Raw genomic sequence first — 21,973 nt, 5'->3', positions numbered from 1 at the left:
CCCCACCCCCTATGAACGCGGTTTCGGCTGCGCCAACCCACAGGAGAAACACCGTGAACACCCGTATCCGTCGCATCGCCATGACCGCGGCCGCGGCCGCCGTGCTCCCGCTCGCCCTCAGCGCCTGCTCGGACAACAGCAGCGACTCCACCACCTCGGACTCCTCCAGCAAGGCGTCCGCCTCGGCGTCCGACGACGCCATGGCCGGCTCCGACGCCACCACCTCCTCGGACGAGCCCTTCGGTGCGGCCTGTTCGGCGGTACCCGAGGACGGCGCCGGTTCCTTCGACGGCATGGCCAAGGACCCGGTCGCCACCGCCGCCTCCAACAACCCCGCGCTGTCCACCCTGGTGACGGCGGTGAAGAAGGCCGGCCTGGTCGACACCCTCAACAACGCCCAGAACATCACCGTGTTCGCGCCGACCAACGACGCCTTCGCGAAGATTCCCAAGGCCACCCTGGACAAGGTCCTCAACGACAAGGCCCAGCTGACGAAGATCCTCACCTACCACGTGGTGGGCCAGAAGCTGGCCCCCGAGGACCTGGAGAACGGCTCCTTCGACACCCTGGAGAAGTCGAAGCTCACCACGTCCGGTTCGGGGGAGTCGTACACCGTCAACGACTCCGCCAAGGTGGTCTGCGGCAACGTGAAGACCGCCAACGCCAACGTCTACATCATCGACACCGTCCTGATGCCCGCCGGCTGACAGGCAGTCCGGGGCAGGGCACCGCATCAGCGGTGCCCTGCCCCTCCTTTTTGCGGACCCGCGTCACAGACGCGGAGGACGCGGGTCCAAGAGGTGAGAGCAACTCGACAGCCATGCGGAAAGGAACGCGACATGACCACACAGACCGCGACAGCCGAGGACGTCTCCATCCCCCGGACCGGCAGGCCGCCGCAGAGCACGACGGCCGTGTCCGGCGGTACCGCAGGCGCCGACCAGCCCGCCGCGGACCGTGGCAGGACCTCGATCGCCGATGTCGTCGTCGTGAAGGTCGCGGGCATCGCGGCCCGGGAGATCCCCGGCGTGTACGACATGGGCGGCGGCCTGTCGCGCACCATCGGCGCGGTACGCGACCGTGTGCCGGGCGGCCGGCCGAACGTCGGACGCGGAGTCAAGGTCGAGGTGGGCGAGCGGCAGACGGCCATCGAACTCGACCTGGTGGTGGAGTACGGCGTCGAGATCGCCGACGTGGCCCGCGACGTACGGGAGAACGTGATCGCCGCCGTGGAGCGCATCACCGGCCTCGAAGTCGTGGAGGTCAACGTCACGGTCAACGACGTACACCTGCCGGAGGACGACGCCGAGAGCCCGACGACGAGCGTTCGAGTGGAGTGAACGAACCGTCGTACGGCACAGCGGGAAATACGGCACAGCGGGAAAACGGCACAGCGGGAAGGGGACATGACGTGGCAGCGAGCAGAGCGTTCGCCGGGATGATCGCGGGTATGGCACTGGCCTTCGCCGGCTGCTTCGGAGGCTTCGGGGCCTTCCTTCTCGTGGCCGCCCTGGGCGGTCTCGGGTGGATGGTGGGCCAGTGGTTCGACGGCGGGCGCGGCGTCCAGGACCTGCGCGAGGCCTACGAGCGGAGCCGTCGATGAGCACGGCCGCCGGTGAGCGAGGCACAACGACCGTCGCTGACAAGGTGGTTCGCAAGATCGCCGAACGGGCGGCAACCGAGGCCCTGCCCCTCCAGAGCGCCCGAGCCGGAAAGGCGACGGCCGTCGTGCGCGGACGCCGAGCGGACGTCTCGGTGTCCGTCGCCCTGCCCTACCCGACGCCACTGCCCGCGGCGGTCCGAGGGCTCCAGGACCATGTCGGCGACCGCACGCGCCGGTTGACCGGCATGGACATCCGGGCGGTACGCGTCGGTGTCACCGCACTGATCCCGAGGCCGGCCGCGCTCGCACCGGCGCCGGGCAGGTCCGCTGCCGCGGAGTCCGCGGTGGAACTCGCCCCCTCGCGGACTCCGTTGCGTTGGTGGTCGCCACGCCGACTGCCGATGGCGCTGCTCACCCTGGCTGCCGCGGTGGCCTGCGGCGCGCTCGCCTTCGACGTCGTCCAGGTGCACCTCGCTCACCGCCCGGCGGCCTCTTGGCGCACGGACGCGCTGCACTGGCTGTCGCGGCACGACCCCGGCGATCCGGCCGTCGCGTTCGGCGCCACGGGGCTCGCCGCCCTCGGCCTGCTGCTGATCGTTGTGGCCGTCACGCCCGGACACCGCCGACTGCTCACGCTCACCTCGTCCGCGCCACGACTGAGGGCGGCGATGGACCGTACGGCGGTCGCGGCGCTGGTCCGACACGCCGTGGCCGGCACGCAGGGAATCAGCGAGGTCAAGGTGCGCGTGCGGCGTCGCAGCGTCACCGTCCGGGCCCGCCTCGCCTTCGGCGACCGGGCCGGCGCACAGCACCAGGTGGAGTGCGCGGCCCGGCGGACGTTGGACTCGTGCGGCCTGCGGCGCGGCCCGCGGTTGCGGACCCGGGTCCGTCCCGAGGACGCGTGGTACCCCGGGACGGAAAGCGCCGGCGCGGAGACAAGCCGTGCACGCGCCGTCGGCACCGAGGACATGATGTTCCAAGGAGCGAACCCCTGATGCGGTCCGTGCGTGGGTCTCTCAACCGGGTCACCCTGGCCCTGGTCGGTCTGGCACTTGTCACCCCTGCCGGGTGGCTGGCCGTCACCCGGGCCCCCGGCGCCCACACCGCGCCTGTGGACCTCGGGGGCCTTGCCTCAGTTCGCGCCCAGGGGTGGTGGACGCCTGTGATCATGGCGGGCTCGATCACCGCGACCGTCCTCCTCGCCCTCTGGTGCACACGCCAACTGAGCAGCGGCTTCCGCCCGTTCGTGGTGCTGCCCGCGCCGGGCAGCACCCTGCGCACCAGAGCGTTGGAGGACGCCCTGACCGAACACGCGGTCGCGATCACGGGCGTCGCCCGCTGCCGCACCCGTGTACTGGCCCGCCGAAAGGACCTGCACGTACGTCTCCATGCGTGGCTCCGGCCGGATGCCGACCCCGCCACGGTCCTGCCCGCCCTCACCGCACTCGCCACCCACACGGAGACGTCTCTCGAGGGCTACCGGGTCCATACGCAGGTGCGCTTCAGCGCCCGTTCACGCCGTGGGCCACGGGTCGGCTGAGTCCGGCGATCCGCCGACCGGAGGACTCGGGTTGTGGCGGGCGGTGGTGGAACAGAGGGATCCCCGCGCGTCCGGCCGTGATCCGTTTCTGGAGCTTCAGATCGGTGACACGCGATCGAGCGACGCTGCGGAACCGAGCTCGGTAAGCGCCGGTAAGGCGTGATGATGCGCCCCGAAGCCTTGCGTGAAGTCACCCGCCCGGCGGCTGCGGGGAGAGCCGGCCACCGGGGCTGGGCCGGGAGCAGAGCGGAAATGGTGTACCGCCTCAGTGATCCGTCCCCCGGGACAGGTCACCGCCGACACCTTCGCGCAGGCTGACGCCCGCGACCCGTAACCCGCAGCACCCGCGGGAACGGATCGTGCTCGTCTACGGCGCCCGCCACCAACTCGACCTCATCCAGGCCGAGGCCGACCGCCGTGGCGTCCGCCGGAATGTCCTGCTCGACTTGGTCCACGTCGCCGAGTACTGCTGGACGGGCACGCACGCCTTGCATCCGCCCGGGAGTTACCAGGCCGAAACCTGGGCCGCGGGCAAACTCACCGCGATCCTCGCCGGACACGCGGACCGTGCCGCTACCGGGATGACCGCCCAGCCCGCAGCCGAACAACTCCCTGCCGCCCGCCGCGAGCCAGTCGTCACCTGCCACCGTTGTCTTGAGGTCATCGGGCTGTCCGTCTTCCCGGTGACCCAGCGGTCTGCGCGGGTGGTCACCCCGGTGGGTTGAGTGTGGCCGGGCGGTCGAGGTGTTGGCGGTGTCGTGCGACGTTCGGGCGGCCTGCCGGCCGTTGGTCGCTCGGGGTCGGCGGGTAGGGGGCTGTGCCGTGCAGTGGTGAGGGGCGGCTCGCCTTGGTGCGGTGCTCCGCGGCGTAGCAGCGGACCAGGTGGTGCACGACGTACTCCTGTGGTCCGTCCTCGGCCAGCAGATGCTCCCGGACGAGAGCGCCGAGCACCCGCTCCGCCTGCGCAGGTGTGCACCGGGCGTGTGAGGCGAAGTGTTCCGCGCGGAACGAGCTGGTGGGGACGGAGCCCAGATAGGGGAAGAGCCGTTGCGCCTCGCCGGGCAGGGACGCGAAGGACGGGTCCAGCAGTGTGCGTACCGAGATGAGGTCGGACGAGTCGGTGCGCAGCACGTTCAACGGTGAGCAGGCGTCGAGTTGCCGGGCCGCGGTGGTCAGGGAGGCCTCCGGGCGCAGATGCAGTCGGGCGGCGAGTACCTGGATGGCGTACGGCAGCCCCCCGCAGGCTTCCGTCAGCCGGGCGGCGGCCTCTGGCTCGGCCCGGGTCCGGGAGGGACCGACGAGCAGCTTCAGCAGTTCGGTGGACTCCGGTGTGGTGAGAGCGGGCACCGTCAGTCGTTGGGCGTGGTGGTGGACCACGAGGCGGTCCAGGCGTCTGCGGCTGGTGATCACCGTGGCGCAACCGTGTCCGCCCGGCAGCAGGGGCTCCACCTGTTCGGCGTCGGCGGCGTCGTCGAACAACAGGAGCAGGCGCCGCTCCGCGACGACCGACCGCCACAGCGCGGACAGTTCGTCCCAGTCACCCGGGTTCGGGGTGACGGAGATGCCGAGCTGGCGCAGACAGCGGGCGAGCGCGGTCGCGGGGTCGAGCGGGGGCTGGGGGCCGCTGCCGTGCAGATCGACGTACAACTCGCCGTCCGGGAACTCCGCTCGGGAGCGGTGCGACCAGTGCAGGGCGAGCGTGGATTTGCCGACGCCCGCCAGTCCTTCGAGGATCAGCGTCCGTCTCTGGCTGGTTCTGTTCGTCAAGATGTCGTCAAGCAGGCGGAGTTCTTCGGAACGTCCGGTGAACGTGGGGCAGGCCGGGGGCAGTTGGGCCGGCCGGGCCGGTGCCGGGATGCCCGGGCCGGTCTCGGTGAGCGGGCCTGGGGACTCCGGTGCTGTGCCTGCCATGGCGGTTGCCCGGAGCAGTTCCTGGTACAGCTCCTGCGAGGCGGGGCTGGGGTCGAGGCCGAGTTCGTCGGCGAGGAGCCGGCGGGTGCGGTTGTAGCGGGCGACGGCTTCGGCGCCGCGGCCGCATCGGTGCAAGGCCGTCATCAGGTGGCGCAGCGAGGCCTCGTCGTAGGGGCGTTCGGTGGCGATAGCCTCCAGCTCCGGCAGGAGTGTGAGGTGCCGTCCGGCCCGCAGTTCGGACGCGTGACATTCCGTCAGTGCCGAGGTCCGCTCGACCGTGAGTGCCTCGCGCACCGCTTCCACCCAGGGGCCGGTGAGGCCGAGCAGGGGTTCGCCCTGCCACAGGCCCAGCGCGGCACGGTAGCGCTCGGCGGCCAGCGCCGGTTCGGACGCGGCGACCGCGCGGGCGGAGACGACGAGCCCACGGAAGCGGTGCAGGTCGACGTGGGAGGGGGCGACCCGGGCCATGTAGCCACCCGCCGAGCGGACGATGGCCGGCCCTCCGGGCTCCGCCGGGAAGGGGGGCAGTAATCGGCGGATCCTTGCCACATAGCTGTAGAGGACCGCCCGGCCGGTGGCCGGAGGTGCGTCGTGCCAGACGCGGTCGAGGAGCGCGTCGACCGGGATGAGGCGGTTGGCGTCTATCAGGAGGGCGGCCAGCACGCACTGCTGTTTCGCGGGGCCGAGTCTGATGTGACGAACCCCCTGACGTGCGGTCATGGCTCCTAGCAGGCGAAAGTTGAAGTCATCGGACAATGCCGTTCCTTCGTCAGTTGTGGGGGACTGCATCACCGCGCACATCAGAACACGTGACCGACTCGTCACGGTAGGAGGCAATGGCCCCTGCCGGGCGGACACCATGTGTGATCAGCCATTGCAGATTTGTGTCAGGTTCGTTCCAGACCGGTCGTCCATGATGTGCGCACCCCACTGGAAACCAGTGCGGGTTGACGCGGGCCACTGCCCGAAGGGATGGGGGATACCTATGGGAACGGATGCGAACGAAGCCGGCGCCGCACTGGAGGGTCTGAGCGCGGCCGAGCGCATCATCGTCGAGGGAGTCGCCGACTACTACTGGCGCAACGACGGCATGCCGCACGAGCGCGGGCACGTCATCGGCTGGCTCATGATCAGCGACCCGGTCGAGCAGACCACCGCGGAACTCATCGCCCGCCTCGGCACCACGCGCGCGGCCATCGACCGCGTCGCCGACCAACTCGTCCCGGCCCGCGTGGTCCTGCGCAGGGACGTCCCGGGCACCGACGAGTACGCGCTGCACATGAACGACGAGTCCTGGCCCAACGCCGTTCTCGAAGTCTTCGCGAACATCCCGGAGTTCGACCGCATCCTGTGCGACGCGCAGGAGATGCTCAAGGACGAGACCCCGGAGCGACGGCAGCGGCTCGACCGCACCCAGCATCTCTTCGGGTTCATCGCCCGGGAGATCCCCAACGTGGTGACGACCTACGGGGAACGCGAGAAGACCGCCACCCTGGGCGGGTGACCGCGGGCACCGACGCCCGGAACCCGTCGGTCCGTCAGCCGGTCTCACCTGAGCCCGACATCGTCCTGCGCCTCGCCCGGCCCGTCTCGGGCGAGGGGGACGACATCCGTCAGGACCGCCTGCGGGTGCTCGCCGCCGACGAACGGCGGCGCGCCGAGGACTTCCTGCGGTCCGCCGACCGGGACGAGTACATCCGCGCCCACTGGCTGCTGCGGCACGCGCTGTCCGAAGGGACGTCTGTACCGCCCGGGGACTGGGCTTTCACCCGGGACCGGTACGGCAAGCCTCGTATCGCCGAACACCTCGGCGACAGCCGGGAGTTCAGCCTCTCCCATTCGGCGGGTGTCGCGCTCGTCGCGATCTCCACGGGCAGGCCGGTCGGGGTGGACATCGAACGGCTCGCGGACGACGATCCGCCTCCACTGCGCAGCTGCCTGTCGCCCGCCGAGCAGACAACGCTGTCAGCGTTGCCCGGCAGAGACCGGCATCCCGCCTTCATCCAGCTGTGGACGCTGAAGGAAGCCCTCGCCAAGGCCATGGGCCTCGGACTGCGTCTGCCGTTCGGGGACGTCGACTTCACCTGGCGCGACGGGCGTCCCGTGCTGCGCCCGACCGCCTCCGTACGTGCGCCCGAACTGTGGATGTGCCACCGCCTTGACGCCCCCGTGGGGCTGCGCGCCGCGCTCTGCGTACGCGGGCCGCGCCCCCGCGGCCGCACCTATCCGAGGAGTACCCGCGAGATGACCACCCTGGACGGGTTCGCACCCGCCGGCGTACGGCAGGCAGACGGCGAGGCGCTCGGCAGCGCCGCGTTCCGCCGTCGTCACGGTGTACGCCTCGCCTACGTCAGCGGCTCGATGTACAAGGGAATCGCCTCCGCCGCGCTGGTCGCCAGAATGGGCCGGTCGGGGCTGCTCGGCTACTTCGGCACCGGCGGCCTGCGCCCCGAACAGATCGACGAGGCCATCACCCGCATCCGCGCCGAGGTCGGTCCCGACGGCCCGTTCGGCATGAACCTGCTGGCCCATCCGGACCAGCCGCGCCGGGAGGAACAGACGGTCGACCTCCTCCTCGCCCGGGACGTGCGGCGCGTGGAGGCCGCCGCCTTCCTCCAGCCCAGCGCGGCGCTGGTCCGCTACCGGCTCACCGGTGTGCATCGGCGCGACGACGGCTCCGTGGCCGTGCCGAACAGCGTGCTCGGCAAGGTCTCCCGGCCGGAGTCCGCCCGAGCCTTCCTCGCACCCGCCCCGGCCCACCTGGTCTCGGCGCTGCTGCACAGCGGTGCGCTCAGCGCCGAGGAGGCCGCGCTGGCGCCGTACCTGCCGATGGCGGACGACCTGTGCGTGGAGGCGGACTCCGGTGGCCACACCGATCAGCGGCAACTGATCACCGTGCTCCCGGAGATCGTCCGGGTGCGTGACACCGCGAGCGTCGGGCGGTCCGTGTGCGTCGGCGCGGCGGGCGGTCTCGGCACCCCCGAGGCGGTCGCCGCGGCCTTTCTGCTCGGCGCCGACTTCGTGCTGACGGGCAGCATCAACCAGTGCACGCCGGAGGCCGGTACCGCCGACGACGTCAAGGACCTGCTCCAGTCGGCCGGCGTCCAGGACACCATGATGGTCCCGGCCGGCGACATGCTGGAGATCGGCGCCCGCGCCCAGGTCCTCGGCAAGGGCCTCTTCTTTCCCGCCCGCGCCAACAAGCTGTACGACCTCTACCGGCGCTACGACTCCCTGGACGCCATCGACGAGCCGACCCGCCGCCAGCTCCAGGAACGCTTCTTCCGGCGGCGCTTCGAGGAGATCTGGCAGGAGACCGCCGGCTACTACGCCACACGCGACCCGGCCGAACTCGCCCGCGCGGACGCCGACCCCAAGCACCGCATGGCGCTCGTCTTCAAGTGGTACTTCGTGCACTCCACCCGGCTCGCCATGTCCGGCAGCAGTGACCGGCGGGTCGACTACCAGGTGGCCTGCGGACCCGCCATGGGCGCCCTCAACGGCTATCTCGCCGGCACCGAGCTGGAGAACTGGCGCGCCCGCCATCCCGACACCCTCGCCGACCTGCTGATGACCGAGGCCGCCCGACTGCTGCGGACCCGGCTGGCAGCACTGGTCCGCACCTGAGGAACCCGGCCGCCCCCGCCGTCCGTCCGGCCCCGCGCGTCCCACCCGCGCCTACCTCTTCTCGGAGGGACCCGTCATGACCCTTGTCCACCTCTTCCCCGGCCAGGGCGCCCACCGGCAGGGCATGGGACGCGAGCTCTTCCCTCGCTACCCCCATCTGGTGAGGCGCGCGGACGCCCTGCTCGGCTACTCGATCGAGGAACTCTGCCTGGACGCACCGGCGGACAAACTGGCCGACACCCGCTACACCCAGTGTTCGCTCTACGTCGTCGGCGCGCTGGGCTACCTGGACCTGGTGCGGGAGAGCGGCGAGGTACCCGACTACGTGGCCGGGCACAGCCTCGGCGAATTCGTCGCGCTGTTCGCGGCCGGCGCCTACGACTTCCTGACCGGCCTTGAGCTGGTGCGACACCGTGCCGAGGCCATGGCCAAGGCGGGGCCGGGCGCGATGGCGGCCGTGATCGGTCTGTCCGAGGACGAGGTGCGCGAGGTGCTCACCGCGCACCCGGACGTCGACATCGCCAACCTCAACGCCCCCACCCAGATCGTCGTCTCCGGTACCGGGGACGCGGTCCGGGACGCGAGCCGCACACTCGGCACCCGCGCGGAAGCCGTGATCCCGCTCAGGGTCAGCGGCGCCTTCCACTCCCGCCACATGGCGGCGGCAGCCGAGGAGTTCGGCCGGGTCCTGAGCCGGCACCGCCTCGCCCCGCTGCGCATTCCGGTCGTCGCCAACACCACCGCCCGCCCGCACACCGACGACCGGCTGGCGAGCGAACTCCAGCGGCAGCTCACGTCGCCGGTGCGGTGGACCGAGTCGGTGCGCCACCTGCTGAGGCTGCCGGCACCGCACCTGCGCGAGGTGGGTCCCGGCCAGGTGCTCACCGGGCTGATCGACAAGATTCGTGACGCGGCGCCCGTCGGCGCGGAGAGGTGACCGAGGTGCCGTCGAGCGAGTTCCGCATCAGCGAAGAGGACATCCGGCGCTTCGCCGCCGCGAGCGGTGACGCCAACCCCCTGCACACCGACGCCGACTACGCCGCCCGCACCTCCTTCGGCCGCCCCATCGCACACGGCGCGCTGGTGACCCTGTACGCCCTCGCGGCCCTGCCCGCCCGGCGCACACCCCGCCGGCTGACCGGCGTCGCCGCCCGCTTCCACGCGCCCGCCTACCCGGACCAGACCTACCGCCGCACCGCCGAACGCACCGAGGACGGCTTTCGCGTACAGGTCACGGACGGCACCAGACTGCTGCTCGACCTCACCGTCACCACCCCGGCCGGCCGCACACCCGCCGACGCCCCGGCGGACGTACCCGGCCCCCGACGCACCACCGCCGCGACCGTCACCGCCGAACGGGCCGGGCCCGGTCGGCGACACCGCGCCGGCTGCCCGGCCGCCGCCGACCAATGGCGCGAACTGCTCCGGGACATCGGCACCCACGCCGCCGGAATCTCCCTCCGGCACGCCCTCCCGCTGGGCTGGGCCAGCTATCTGGCGGGCATGGAGGTGCCCGGCCGCGATGCCCTGGTGTCCGGCCTGAGCGTCCACTACGACAGCGCCGAGCACGGGGACGGTGGGGAGTGGGAGGTGGCCTCGGCCGACTCCCGCTACGGACTGATCGACCTCGCCGGCACACTGCCCGGACTCGGCCGCGTCGAGGTGCGCGCCCTGGCACGACGTGCGGCCCCGCCGTCCGACGTAGGACGGCTGCGCGAACTGGTCCCGGCCGGTGAACCCGGAGCCGGCCGCACCGCGCTGGTGGTCGGCGGCAGCCGGGGCCTCGGCGCGAGCCTCACCCAGGCCCTCGCCCTGGCCGGATACACCGTCTATCTCGGCCACCGGCGCAGCACCGACGACGCCGTACAGGTCCGTACCGGCCTCGGGGACCACGCCGACCGCGTGCACCTGCTGCCCGGCGACGCCGCCGACCCCGCCTGGGCCGAGGCCGCCCGCGACCGGATCCTCGGCGCACACGGCCGCCTGGACGTGCTGATTCTCAACGCCTTCCCACCGGTCACCGCCCTCGCCCTGGAACCGGAGACCGACGAACGCGCCGCCGGCTATCTGAGCGACGCCCTCCAACTGGCCAGGGTCCCCCTCGCGGCACTGCTGCCCGCGCTCGCCGCGACCGCCGGCCACCTGGTCGCCGTCTCCACCGCGTGGGTGGACGCACCGCCGCCGGGCTGGTCCCACTACGTCACCGCCAAGCTGGCCCTGGAAGGCCTGGTGCGGGCCGCAGCCGCGGAACATCCCGAGCTGGCCTGCACCGTCGTACGCCCGGGACGGATGCCCACCGCCTTGTCCGACTCCGTACTGGACACCGAGCCGGCCCTCGCCACCGAACAGGTCGCGGCGACGGTGGTCGCCCGGCTCGGCTCGGGGTCCGAACACGGACAGGTCACCGTCGTCGACCGCTTCGACACCCCCGGTGCCGACGAGGCACCCCAGGAGAACACCGGGCGCCTGGTCGTGGCCGCCACCTTCACGACCGACCCGCTGCACGAGGAACTGCGCTCCTGGACAGCGCGCCTGGACCTCGGCCTGGAGCCCGTGTTCACCGACTACGGCCAGGTCTTCCAGCAACTCCTGGACCCGGCAGGCGAGATGGGCCGCAACCGGGCCGGCTGCAACCTGATCCTGCTCCGCGTCGAGGACTGGCTCGGCGACGACGCGGCACGGACCGTCGACGAGTTCGCCCGGGCCGCGGCCGGACTGTGCGCACGGTCCGCCGTACCGCTGCTGGTCCTGCTGTGCCCCGATGCCCCGCAGTCGGACACCGCGGCGACGGCACCGCTGCGCACGCGGCTCGCCGAGGCCCTCGCGGCGGTCGCGGGAGCGCATCTGCTCGACGCCGACGAGTGGCGCGGCGGCGGCCCCGCGCTCGTCGCACTGCACGACGCCGGACGGCTGCGCATGGCGCACATCCCCTACACCCCCGCCGGATACGCGGCCCTCGCCACCGCCGCCGCCCGGGCCACCCGCGCCGCGTTCGTTCCCGCCGCCAAGGTGCTGGTGCTGGACTGCGACAACACCCTGTGGCGCGGTGTGCTGGCCGAGGACGGCCCGCACGGCGTCACGGTCGAGCCCGGACACCGACGGCTGCACGAGTGGGCCCTGGAGCTGCGCGCACGCGGGGTCCTGCTCTGCCTCGCCAGCAAGAACGAAGCGCGGGACGTCACCGAGGTGCTGCGGCTGCGCGAGGACATGCCCCTCGGCGAGGAGCACCTGACCGCGCGCCGCGTCGACTGGGAACCCAAGCCCGCCAACCTCGTGAGCCTCGCCCGCGAACTCGACCTCGGCCTCGACTCGTTCGTGATGATCGACGACAACCCCGTCGAGATCGCCGCCCTGCGCGCCGCCTGCCCGCAACTGCTCGCCCTCACCTGCCCGGCCGACCCCGCCGCGCTGCCCGCGTTCCTGGACCGCGTCTGGGCCTTCGACCGCCTCCAGGTCACCGCCGAGGACCGCGCCCGCGCCTCGTTCTACGAGACGGCCGGGCGACGCCGCGAACTGCGCGCGTCCTCCGCCACGCTCACCGACTTCATCCGCGACCTGGACCTGCGCATCGAGGTCCGCGAGGCGGCGGGCGACGCGCTCACGCGGGTCGCCCAACTCACCCAGCGCACCAACCAGTTCACCATCGCGCCGGTACGGCGGCAGCTGTCCGAGCTGCGTGCCCTGCTCGCGGACGACCCGACCCTGCGCTGCCGCACCGTCCGGGTCGCCGACCGGTTCGGCGACTACGGCGTGGTCGGCGCGGCCCTGCTGCGCACCGCCGGGGACGTCGCCGATCTGGAGACGTTCCTGATGAGCTGCCGTGTCCTCGGCAAAGGCGTCGAGCACGCCTTCCTGGCGCGGCTGGCCGAAGAGGTCCGCGAGGAGTGCGCGGTCCTGCGCATCACCCACCGGCCGACCGAACGCAACGCCCCCGCACGGAAGTTCCTGGACTCCGTGGCCGGCGACCCGGCGCGCGAGGAGGCCGACGGGTCGGTGGTGTACGAGCTGCCGGTGGATGCGGCCGCCGCCGTGACGTTCCGGCCCGAGACGTTCTCGGAGGAGCCGCAGGAGGAGCAACCGGCCGCCCTCGTACGGCCGTTGGCGCAGCCCGGGCACACCGCGCTCGTGGAGATCGCCGAGCAGCCACCGGGTTCGCCCGCGGAAGCACCGGAACCGTCCGGGCCAGCCCCGGCCTCGCCTGAGCAGGCACCGGCCCCGTCCGGCGCAGGCGGACACGGGACGGCGCTCGCGCGGATCGTGGAGGTGCTCTCCCTCACCCTCGGCGTGTCGGCCGCGAGCCTGGGCGGCGACACCACGGTGGAGCGACTACGGCCCTCCTCCCTCGCCGTCGTGGACGCCACCGTCGCGCTGGAGCAGTGGTACGGCGAACTGCCGGCCACGCTGCTGTACGAGCACCGCACCCTCGCCGCCCTGGCGGACACCCTGGCCGCCCGGGAACACCCCGCGCCCGTCGCCCGCGCCGAAGCCCCGCGGACCACGCCCGCGGTGGCGCGGACGGAGCAACCGCGCGACCCCCAGGACGCCGCCGCCGTCGCCGTCATCGGCCTGGCCGGACGCTATCCCGGCGCCCGCGACATCGACGAGCTGTGGCACAACCTGCTCGCCGGACGGGACTGCGTCGGCGAAGTCCCACGCGAACGCTGGGACCACGACGCCCTGTACGACCCGGACGGTGGCCCCGGCCGTACCTACTCGCGCTGGGCGGCGCTCATCGACGGCGTCGACGAGTTCGACTCCCTCTTCTTCGGCATCTCTCCCGCCGAGGCCGAACTGATGGACCCCCGCCAGCGGTTGTTCCTGGAGACCGCCCACCAGGCCCTCCAGCACGCGGGCTACACACCTGCCGGCATCGGCCGCGACACCGGTGTGTACGTGGGTGCGATGGCCAACGACTACGGCCTGTTCAGCGCCGTGGGCGCGCTCACGGGCGAAAGCCCCTACCCGTGGGCGGAGGGATACCAGATCGCCAACCGGGTCAGCTACCTCTTCGACTTCACCGGCCCGAGTCTCACCGTGGACACCGCCTGTTCCGCCTCCGGCACCGCTCTGGAACTGGCCTGCGGCGCGGTACGGCGCGGTGAGGTCGGCGCGGCCGTGGCCGGCGGTGTCAACCTGGTGCTGCACCCGGCGCGGCACGTGCAGTACGCGCAGATGGGCATGCTCTCCCGAACCGGCCGGTGCCATGCCTTCGGCGCGGGGGCGGACGGCTTCGTGCTCGGCGAGGGCGTCGGCGCCGTGGTGCTCAAGCGGCTCGACCGGGCGTTGGCCGACGGCGATCACGTCCACGGCGTGATCCGCGCGGCCGTCGCGGGCTCCGACGGGCGGACCAACGGTTTCACCGTGCCCAGCCCCACCGCACAGGCCGAGTTGGTGCGCCGTGCGCACCGCGCCGCGGGCGTCGAGCCCGGCTCCATCGGCTACGTGGAGGCCCACGGTTCCGGCACCGCGCTCGGCGATCCCATCGAAGTACGCGCCCTGACCGAGGCGTTCGGCGCACACGCGGCCCCCGACGCCCGGTGCGGCATCGGCAGCATCAAGAGCAACATCGGCCATCTGGAGTCCGCCGCGGCCGTGGCCGGCCTCACCAAGGTGCTGCTCCAGCTGCGCCACCGCACGCTGGCACCGACCCTGCACGCGGACCAGGTCAACCCGCGCGTCGACCTCGCCGACACGCCCTTCCTCGTCCAGCGCACCGCCGAGCCGTGGCAGGCCCGCGGTGGCCCGCTCCGGGCCGGACTCAGCTCGTTCGGCGCCGGGGGCGTCAACGTCCACCTGGTCGTGGAAGAACCCCCGACGCCGAGTGCGGGCAGCGGGGATCACCCGTCCGGGCCCTGCCTCATCGCGCTCTCCGGCCGGGACGGGGCAGACGTACGGGACTACGCGGACCGGCTGCGGGGCGCTCTCCTGGACGCCCCGGACCACCGGCTCGCCGACATCGCCTTCACCCTCCAGACCGGCCGGCCGGCGCGGGACGCACGGATCGCCTTCCCCGCCGCGGACCGGCCGCAACTGCACGCCGCTCTCGAACGCATCGCCGCCGGGCACCCCGAGGACGTGCCCGGACTGGTGAGCGGGCGGCTCGGCGGTCAGCCGGGACTCGGGGACCTGTTCGGCTCGGACCCGCAGGGCACGGCCTTCCTCCGGGAACGGATGCGCGTCGGGGACCTGACCCAGACCGCCCGGCTGTGGGCCCACGGCGCCGAACTGCCCTGGGCCGACCTCGCCGAGCCCGGTCGCCACCGCGTCCCGCTTCCGGCGACACGCTTCGCACCCGTACGGCACTGGCTGCCGGGCCGCCTCACGGCGTCGCTGCTGCCGGGCGGGGTGACCGGGCACGACGAGGACCGGCCCGCGACGGGGACGGAAGACCGACCTGGTGTGACGGGAGTCGCAGGCGAGCCCCGCTACGAGACGGTGTTCTACCGCTCCACCTGGGCCCTCGCCGGTGCCGCGCCCGCCCTGGCCACCGACGCCGGGCTGCTGGTCGTGACGGTCGGCGGCGAGCTGCCGGGATCTACCCCCGATGCGTTGCCGACCGGCGTTCGAGTGCTGCGCTCGGCGGACGCGGACGCGGTACCGGGGCTCCTGGACCCCGAGGCAGAGCGGATCGTCGTCCTTGATGTACGGCAGTTCAGTAGCCCGCCGCTGTCACTGGAGGCGGCGGCCGGACTGCCGCTCGCCCTCGCACGCTGGTCGACGCGGACCGGACGCCCGGTCGACTGCACCGTCGTGTGCGGACCGGGTGAGCCGGCCGGGGTCGCGCTGGACGCGCTGGGCCGGTCCCTGGCCCTGGAAGGGGTGCGGTTGCGGCTCGGCCGGATCGAGGTCGCCGACGCCGGACTCCCGCCGCTGTCCCGCCTACTGGCCGAGGCGCTGGGCACGGACCGCGAGGTCCGCCTCGAAGGGGAACGACGCTGGACACCGCGGCCCGAACCGGTCCCTCCGATCGCCGAGGAACCACCCCTCCAGGGCCCCGGGGGCAGCGGCGCTGTGGTGATCACGGGCGGAGCCGGCGGGATGGGACGACTCATCGCCCGGCATCTGGCCGAGCGGCACCGCGTCGGCGCACTCGTCCTGCTCGGCCGCTCGCCCGCTTCCGCCCGCACCGAACGGCTCCTGGCCGACCTCGCACGGCACGGGACCCGCGCCGAGTACGTGCGGGCCGACATCACCGACGAAGACTCCCTGCGCGCGGCCCTAGACCGGGCCCGCGAACTGGGCCGAGGTCTGCGGGGAATCGTCCACGCCGCCGGAGTGCTGGACGACGCCCCGCTGGCTGACAAGACCGCCCTGTCCCTGCGCCGGGTCCTGGCACCGAAGACGGACGGCACCCTGCTCCTGGACCGCCTCACCGCATCCGACGACCTGGACTTCCTGCTGCTGACCTCTTCCTTCGTCGGCTGGACGGGCAACGCCGGGCAGTGCGACTACGCGGCCGCCAACCGTTTCCTCGACGCCTTCGCCGAACAGCGCGAGCAACTGCGCAGACGCGGCCTGCGGCACGGGCGCACCGTCTCCGCCGCCTGGCCGCTGTGGCGGGACGGAGGCATGCGCATGCCCCAGGACGTCATCGAGCTCACCGCGTCCACCACAGGTCTTCGGCCCCTCACCACGACGCAGGCGCTGCGTGCCCTGGACGTACTGCTCACGATCGAGTCCGGCGCTTATCTGGTCGGCCATGGCGATCAGGCCCGTATCAGCGCCGCGCTCGGCGGCGCGCTCGACGCTGCCGCCGTGAACGCGGCAGCGTCGGGTGAGCGGGCGGCCGGAGCGGCTGTCCACGAGCGGGTCGCCGCCGAGGTGTGCGCCCTGCTCAAGCTGCCCGCCCAAGTACTGGGCGCGGACGACCGGTTCGGGGACGTCGGCATGGACTCGGTGCAGACGGTCCGGCTGGTCAACCGGCTCAACGAGGTGTACCGACTCGCCCTGACCCCGGTGGCGGTCTACGAACACCCCACGGTCCGGGAGTTGAGCCGGTTCCTGGCACAGACCCACGGGGCCGTCGCCGAGACGGTGCCCACCCCGGCAGAGGCTCCGGCCCCGAGCGCCACGCCGGAACTCCCCGCCACCACCGGTGCGGAGCCCATCGCCGTCATCGGCATGGCCGGGCGCTTCCCCGGAGCGGACGACGCGGACGCGTTCTGGGCGAACCTCCTCGCCGGACGGGACTGCGTCACTCCCGGCGCCGCGGACACGCCCGGCGAGCGGGTCGGCGGCCCGGTGCGAGCCTGGGCGGACGGGGCCGGCCCGAAGGGCGGGTTCCTCGCCGACGTGGACGCCTTCGACGCGGAGTTCTTCGGTATCTCGCCGCGCGAGGCCGCCCTGATGGACCCCCAGCAACGGCTGTTCCTCCAGGCGAGCTGGCATGCCATCGAGGACTCCGGCCGCGATCCGCGGACGCTCGCCGGTTCCCGTACGGGTGTCTACGCCGGCGCGACCCTCAGTGACTACACCGAACTGCTCGCCCGCAGCGGCGACACCGCCCATCCCCACCTCGCCACCGGCAACGTGCACAGCGTCATCGCCAACCGGGTCTCCCACCAACTCGACCTGCGGGGCCCGAGCGAGGCGGTCGACACCGCCTGCTCCAGCTCGCTGGTGGCCTTGCAGCACGCCGTCACCGCGCTCCGCTCCGGCGACTGCGACCTGGCCCTGGCCGGCGGTGTCAATGTGCTGCTCTCGCCCACGTACTTCGCGTCGCTGACGGGCGCCGGGATGCTCTCCGCGACCGGGCACTGCCACACGTTCGACCGGGCCGCCGACGGCTACGTCCGGGGCGAGGGCGTGGCGGCGGTGCTGCTCAAGCCGCTGTCCCGGGCCCTCGCCGACGGTGACCCCGTGCACGCCGTCCTGCGCGGGATCGCCGTCGGTCACGGCGGCCGGGCGCACTCCCTGACCGCGCCCCGCCCGTCCGCCCAGGCCGACGTGGTCACCGCCGCGCTCCGGGACGCCGGTGTGCCGGGCCATTCGCTCGCGTACGTCGAGACGCACGGCACCGGTACCGAGTTGGGCGACCCGATCGAGATCGAGGGGCTGCGCATGGCCCTCGGCGGCACCGGCGCGGAGCCCACCGGCTGTGTGCTGGGCGCGGTCAAGGCCGCCATCGGCCACCTGGAGTCGGCCTCCGGCATGGCCGGGCTGATCGCCGTCGTGCAGGCCATGCGTCATCGCACCCTGCCCGGCACGCCCCGCCTGAAGGAGGTCAACCCGCACATCGACCTGACGGACGGCACCCTGCGGCTCGCCACCGGCCCGGAACCCTGGGAGCGGCGCACACCGCAGCAGCCCCGGCGGGCAGGCGTCAGCTCCTTCGGCTTCGGCGGCACCAACGCCCACGCCGTCCTGGAGGAGGCACCCCCCGGCGTAGCGGCCACGCCTGCCACCGATCACGGCCCGCAGATCGTCACGCTCTCGGCCACCGACGACGAACGGCTGCGTACCTACGCGGCACGCCTGCACGACTTCCTCGCGAACAACGGCACCCCGCTGGCCGACCTCGCCCACACCTCCCGCACCGGCCGCACCGCGCTGCCGCGGCGGCTCGCACTGGTCTGCCGCGACACAGCCGAACTCCGCGCACTCCTGGCCGACTTCCTCGCGGGCCGCGAACCCTCGGTGCGACCACCGCTTCCGGACCCCCTGGCCGACGCGGTGCGCGAGTGGACGGCGGGCGGCGGTGCGGACTGGGCGGCGCTGTTCCCGCAGGGCGGGCGGCGTGTGCGGTTCCCGCTGTACCCGTTCACCACCAGCAGGCGGTACGGTCCGCCAGGCGCCGCGGGCACCGACGACGACCGAACGCCTGGGCACCCGCACCGGACCAACAGCCCCCCTCACGAGCCGGACGACGTCCGCCTGCCCGACGAGACCGACCCGCGGCACGTCCGGCACGAGCCCGCCCTGCTGAGCCGTTCCTGGGAACCCGTCCAGCCCGTGCCTGCCGCGCCGGGCGGATCGCGTCCGGTGTGCGTCCTGCTGCTCGGCCGCGACACCACGCTGCCGGTGACCGCCGCCCTGCCCGGTGGCGACACGGTCGACTGGATCGTCGTACGGGAGCGTTCCGCGCTGCCCCGCCTCGGCCGAGACGAACACGAAATCGATCCGGACGACGGTGTGGCGGGCCGGGCTCTGGGCGAACGGCTGCGCTCGGCACACCCCCGCCTCGACGCGGTGGCGGACCTGACCGACCTCGTCGGACCGCAGGCCCAGGTGGGCCAACTCGGGCGCGTGGGGCTGCTGCAAGCCCTCGTGTCGTCGGCCGAGGGCCGTCCGCTACGGCTGCTGCACCTCACCTCCGGTGTGGCCGGCTCGTCCTGGGCCGCCGCCCGCATGGCCGGACTCGTACGCTCCCTCGGTGCCGAGTACTCCCACGTGTCGGCCACCACGGTCACCTGCGACATCCCCGCGGGCGACGGCGAGGCCCTGCTGCGCCTGGTGGAGGCCGAACTGGCTCTGGACGCGGGCGAACCCGAGGTACGGCTCAGCGACGGCCGACGCCTGGCGCCCCGGCTGCTCCGGGTGCCGCGGGCGACGCCGGAGCCGGTGCGGGTCGACCCGTCCCGGAGCTATCTGATCACCGGGGGCACCGGCGGGCTCGGCATGGCCGCCGCCCGACGGCTCGTCGAACGCGGTGCGAGGCGGCTGGCCTTGCTCGGCCTGCGCCCGCTGCCGCCACGCTCCTCCTGGACCACGGACAGTTCCGACCAACGCCTCGTCGCATTGCTGGAGCTGGAGCGTCAGGGCGTAGAACTCCTGCTGCATACCGGTGAGTTGACGGATGTCGTCGGTCTGCGGGGCTTCCTCGGCCGGGTCCGGGAGGAACTCGGGCCCGTCGGCGGGGTGTTGCACTGCGCCGGGGCCGTCGACCTCAAGACGCCCGCGTTCGTCCACAAGGACCTGGACTCCGTACGGGCCACCTGGCGGCCCAAGGGGGAGGGGACGCTGGCGCTGCTGACCGAGCTGCGCGAGGACACGCCGGAGTGGATCGTCCTGTACTCCTCGCTGTCGGCCACCCTGCCCGAACTGGCCGTGGGAATCGCCGACTACGCGGCCGGCAACGCCGTACTGGACGCCGTGGCCGAACGGAACTCCGGCTCCCCCCGGATCCTCTCCGTGGCCTGGGGCAGCTGGTCCGGCGCCGGCATGGGCGAGGTGCGCAGCCCCCGGTACGCGGAGCACGGCTTCGCCCCGCACACCGTCGAACAGGGCCTGGACCTCCTGGAAGCCGCCCTGGCATCGGGGCGCTCGCACTGCGTGGCAGCCGCCGTCGACCCGGCCGTATGGCCCCTGCCCGTGCCCCTATCCGATCTCGACCGTGGACCCGAGGAAGCACCCATGCCCGAGCCGGACACCGAAGGCGCCGAGCCCGAGCCCGCGACCGTCGCCGAGGCCGTCGCCCGACTGCTGGCCCGCGCCCTGCTGATGCCCGCCGAGCGGATCGGGCCCGACACACACTTCACCGGACTCGGCGTCGATTCCATCCTGGTGGCCGCCATCGTGGCCCAACTCGAGGGTCTCGTCGGGGAGTCGCTGTCACCCTCGCTCGTGCTGGAGTACCCGACCTGCTCCCGACTCGCCACGTATCTGTGCGCCGAACACCCCACAGGTGCGGCCCGTTGGATGCGCGACGAGTCCGGGGCCGGGCAGGGGGACACCGGCACGGTCACCCCGCAGGCGGGCGTCAGCGCGATCTCCGCCGCCGCCGGACCTGTCCGTCAGACCCGCCCCGACCTGGTCGCCGTCATCGGTGCCGCGGGCCGCTACCCCGGCGCGCCCGACCTGGAGCGGTTCTGGCAACTGCTGCGGGACGGCCGTAGCGGCATCACCGAGGTGCCCGCCTCCCGCTGGGACCACCGGCGACTGTGGGCACCGGAGCGCACACCGGGCCGCAGTAGCAGCAAATGGGGCGGATTCCTGGACGGGATCGAGGAGTTCGACCCGGAGTTCTTCGGGATCGACCCGGCCGACGCGAGCCATGTGGACCCACTGGTGCGGCTGTCCCTGGAGGCGGTGGAGCAGACGCTGCGCGACGCCGGCTACTCCCGCGCGGACGTGGCCGGGCGGCGGATCGCGTTCTACATGGGATCCGGCACCAGCACCTACGGCGGGCGGGTGGCCGTCCCGCACCGCAACACCGTCACCGGCCTCAACCAGAACTTCATCGCCGCCCACGCCGCCCACGTCTACGACCTGCGCGGACCTCACGTCACCGTGGACAGCGCCTGCTCCTCGTCGCTGACCGCGCTCCAACTCGCCCTGCGGGCACTGGCAGCCGGTGACTGCGAGGCGGCGCTGGTGGGCGGCGGCGACCTGCTGCTGGACGAGACACCCTTCCTGAAGCTCAGCGCGTCCGGGGCGCTCTCACCGGACGGCGCCTGCCATGTCTTCGACGCCGCCGCCAACGGCATCGTGCTGGGCGAGGGAGTGGGGGCGGTGCTGCTGAAACCGCTCGACCGGGCGCTCGCCGACGGCGACCGGATCCACGCCGTGATCGAGGCCTGCCTGCTCAACAACGACGGCCGCACGATGGGGCTGACCACGCCGAATCCCCAGGCGCAGGAGGAGGTGGTCGCCGACACCCTGGCCGCGGCCGGAGTCGGCGCCGACACGGTGACGTACGTCGAGGCGCACGGCACCGGCACCATGATCGGCGACCCGATGGAACTACAGGCGCTCACCCGTGCCTTCCGTCGCACGACGGACGCGGTCGGCCACTGCGCGGTCGGCAGCGTGAAGTCCAACATGGGTCATCTGCTGATGGCCGCCGGTATGGCCGGCCTGCACAAGGTGATCCTCTCGCTCGTCCACGGCACCATCCCGCCCACCCTGCACTGCGAGCGGCCCAATCCGCGCTTCGCCTTCGACACCTCCCCGTTCCGGCCTGCGCTCACCACGGAGCCCTGGACACCGCGGTGCGGCGTGCGACGGGCGGGGCTCAGCGCCTTCGGGTTCGGCGGCACCAACGCCCATGTGCTGCTGCGCGAACTGCTCCCTGAGGAGCGGGAGCGGTACCGCCCGCGTCGCACAGCGCTGCCGCCCGCCCCGTACCGCCGGACCCGGCACTGGCTCGACCGGCCGACGCCGTCTGAACCGTCTGAGCCGTCGGCGTCGTCGGCGCCTACGGTGTCGCGTCCGGCGGCCCGGACGCTGCTCGCGCTGGAACCGGAACCCGGCCTGCCCGTGGCCTCGGTCCCGACGCTCTCCGAACCCCGTCCCCGGCCCGCGGGTGCGGTTCGCCGACCCATGCTCGAACTCCACGAGGAGCTGACCTGACC

General features: G+C 73.0%; 10 protein-coding genes and 1 pseudogene. 10 read left to right on the top strand and 1 reads right to left on the bottom strand.

Annotated features, from left to right (window positions below):
- Positions 1-53: 53 nt before the first annotated feature.
- The 6 genes and pseudogenes from HLK59_RS04760 to HLK59_RS04735 form a co-directional block, all read left to right on the top strand.
- A complete protein-coding gene (locus tag HLK59_RS04760) occupies positions 54-707 on the top strand; it encodes a fasciclin domain-containing protein (RefSeq protein ID WP_171139938.1) in 654 nt (217 codons plus the stop codon).
- Between the two features lie 132 nt (positions 708-839).
- A complete protein-coding gene (locus HLK59_RS04755; RefSeq protein ID WP_171139937.1) occupies positions 840-1,340 on the top strand; it encodes an Asp23/Gls24 family envelope stress response protein in 501 nt (166 codons plus the stop codon).
- Positions 1,341-1,411: 71 nt separating this feature from the next.
- Positions 1,412-1,603, top strand: coding sequence for a hypothetical protein (locus HLK59_RS04750; protein ID WP_171139898.1), 192 nt, complete (start codon positions 1,412-1,414; stop codon positions 1,601-1,603).
- A complete protein-coding gene (locus tag HLK59_RS04745; protein WP_171139936.1) occupies positions 1,600-2,598 on the top strand; it encodes a DUF6286 domain-containing Asp23/Gls24 family envelope stress response protein in 999 nt (332 codons plus the stop codon). Before HLK59_RS04750 ends, HLK59_RS04745 begins: the two co-directional genes overlap by 4 nt.
- Positions 2,598-3,143, top strand: coding sequence for a hypothetical protein (locus tag HLK59_RS04740; RefSeq protein ID WP_171139935.1), 546 nt, complete (start codon positions 2,598-2,600; stop codon positions 3,141-3,143). Before HLK59_RS04745 ends, HLK59_RS04740 begins: the two co-directional genes overlap by 1 nt.
- 191 nt (positions 3,144-3,334) lie before the next feature.
- A pseudogene (locus HLK59_RS04735) lies at positions 3,335-3,799 on the top strand (ISKra4 family transposase); the annotation flags it as partial.
- Between the two features lie 52 nt (positions 3,800-3,851).
- Here the strand turns inward: HLK59_RS04735 and HLK59_RS04730 are convergent.
- A complete protein-coding gene (locus HLK59_RS04730; RefSeq protein WP_171139934.1) occupies positions 3,852-5,774 on the bottom strand; it encodes an AfsR/SARP family transcriptional regulator in 1,923 nt (640 codons plus the stop codon).
- A 265-nt stretch (positions 5,775-6,039) separates the two neighbouring features.
- Between HLK59_RS04730 and HLK59_RS04725 the strand changes: the two genes are divergently transcribed.
- From HLK59_RS04725 to HLK59_RS04710, 4 genes are all read left to right on the top strand, one after another.
- On the top strand, positions 6,040-6,558 hold the full coding sequence (locus HLK59_RS04725) for a hypothetical protein (RefSeq protein ID WP_171139933.1): 519 nt from the start codon (positions 6,040-6,042) through the stop codon (positions 6,556-6,558).
- Positions 6,555-8,681, top strand: coding sequence for a PfaD family polyunsaturated fatty acid/polyketide biosynthesis protein (locus HLK59_RS04720; protein ID WP_171139932.1), 2,127 nt, complete (start codon positions 6,555-6,557; stop codon positions 8,679-8,681). Before HLK59_RS04725 ends, HLK59_RS04720 begins: the two co-directional genes overlap by 4 nt.
- 76 nt (positions 8,682-8,757) lie before the next feature.
- Positions 8,758-9,618, top strand: coding sequence for an ACP S-malonyltransferase (gene fabD, locus HLK59_RS04715; protein ID WP_171139931.1), 861 nt, complete (start codon positions 8,758-8,760; stop codon positions 9,616-9,618).
- A gap of 5 nt (positions 9,619-9,623) precedes the next feature.
- Positions 9,624-21,971, top strand: coding sequence for an SDR family NAD(P)-dependent oxidoreductase (locus tag HLK59_RS04710; RefSeq protein WP_206326773.1), 12,348 nt, complete (start codon positions 9,624-9,626; stop codon positions 21,969-21,971).
- Positions 21,972-21,973: the final 2 nt, after the last annotated feature.

It is taken from the genome of Streptomyces sp. S3(2020), from assembly GCF_013044505.1.
Taxonomy (GTDB): Bacteria; Actinomycetota; Actinomycetes; order Streptomycetales; family Streptomycetaceae; genus Streptomyces.
The sequence above is the reverse complement of the archived record's forward strand: the minus strand, read 5'-3'. Positions and strand labels throughout refer to the sequence as shown.

Bases quoted from the DNA above. Each gene is read 5' to 3' on its own strand.
- HLK59_RS04755 (WP_171139937.1), top strand. From the start codon at position 840: ATGACCACACAGACCGCGACAGCCGAGGACGTCTCCATCCCCCGGACC.
- HLK59_RS04745 (WP_171139936.1), top strand. From the start codon at position 1,600: ATGAGCACGGCCGCCGGTGAGCGAGGCACAACGACCGTCGCTGACAAG.
- HLK59_RS04740 (WP_171139935.1), top strand. From the start codon at position 2,598: ATGCGGTCCGTGCGTGGGTCTCTCAACCGGGTCACCCTGGCCCTGGTC.
- HLK59_RS04730 (WP_171139934.1), bottom strand. From the start codon at position 5,774: ATGACCGCACGTCAGGGGGTTCGTCACATCAGACTCGGCCCCGCGAAA.
- HLK59_RS04725 (WP_171139933.1), top strand. From the start codon at position 6,040: ATGGGAACGGATGCGAACGAAGCCGGCGCCGCACTGGAGGGTCTGAGC.
- fabD (WP_171139931.1), top strand. From the start codon at position 8,758: ATGACCCTTGTCCACCTCTTCCCCGGCCAGGGCGCCCACCGGCAGGGC.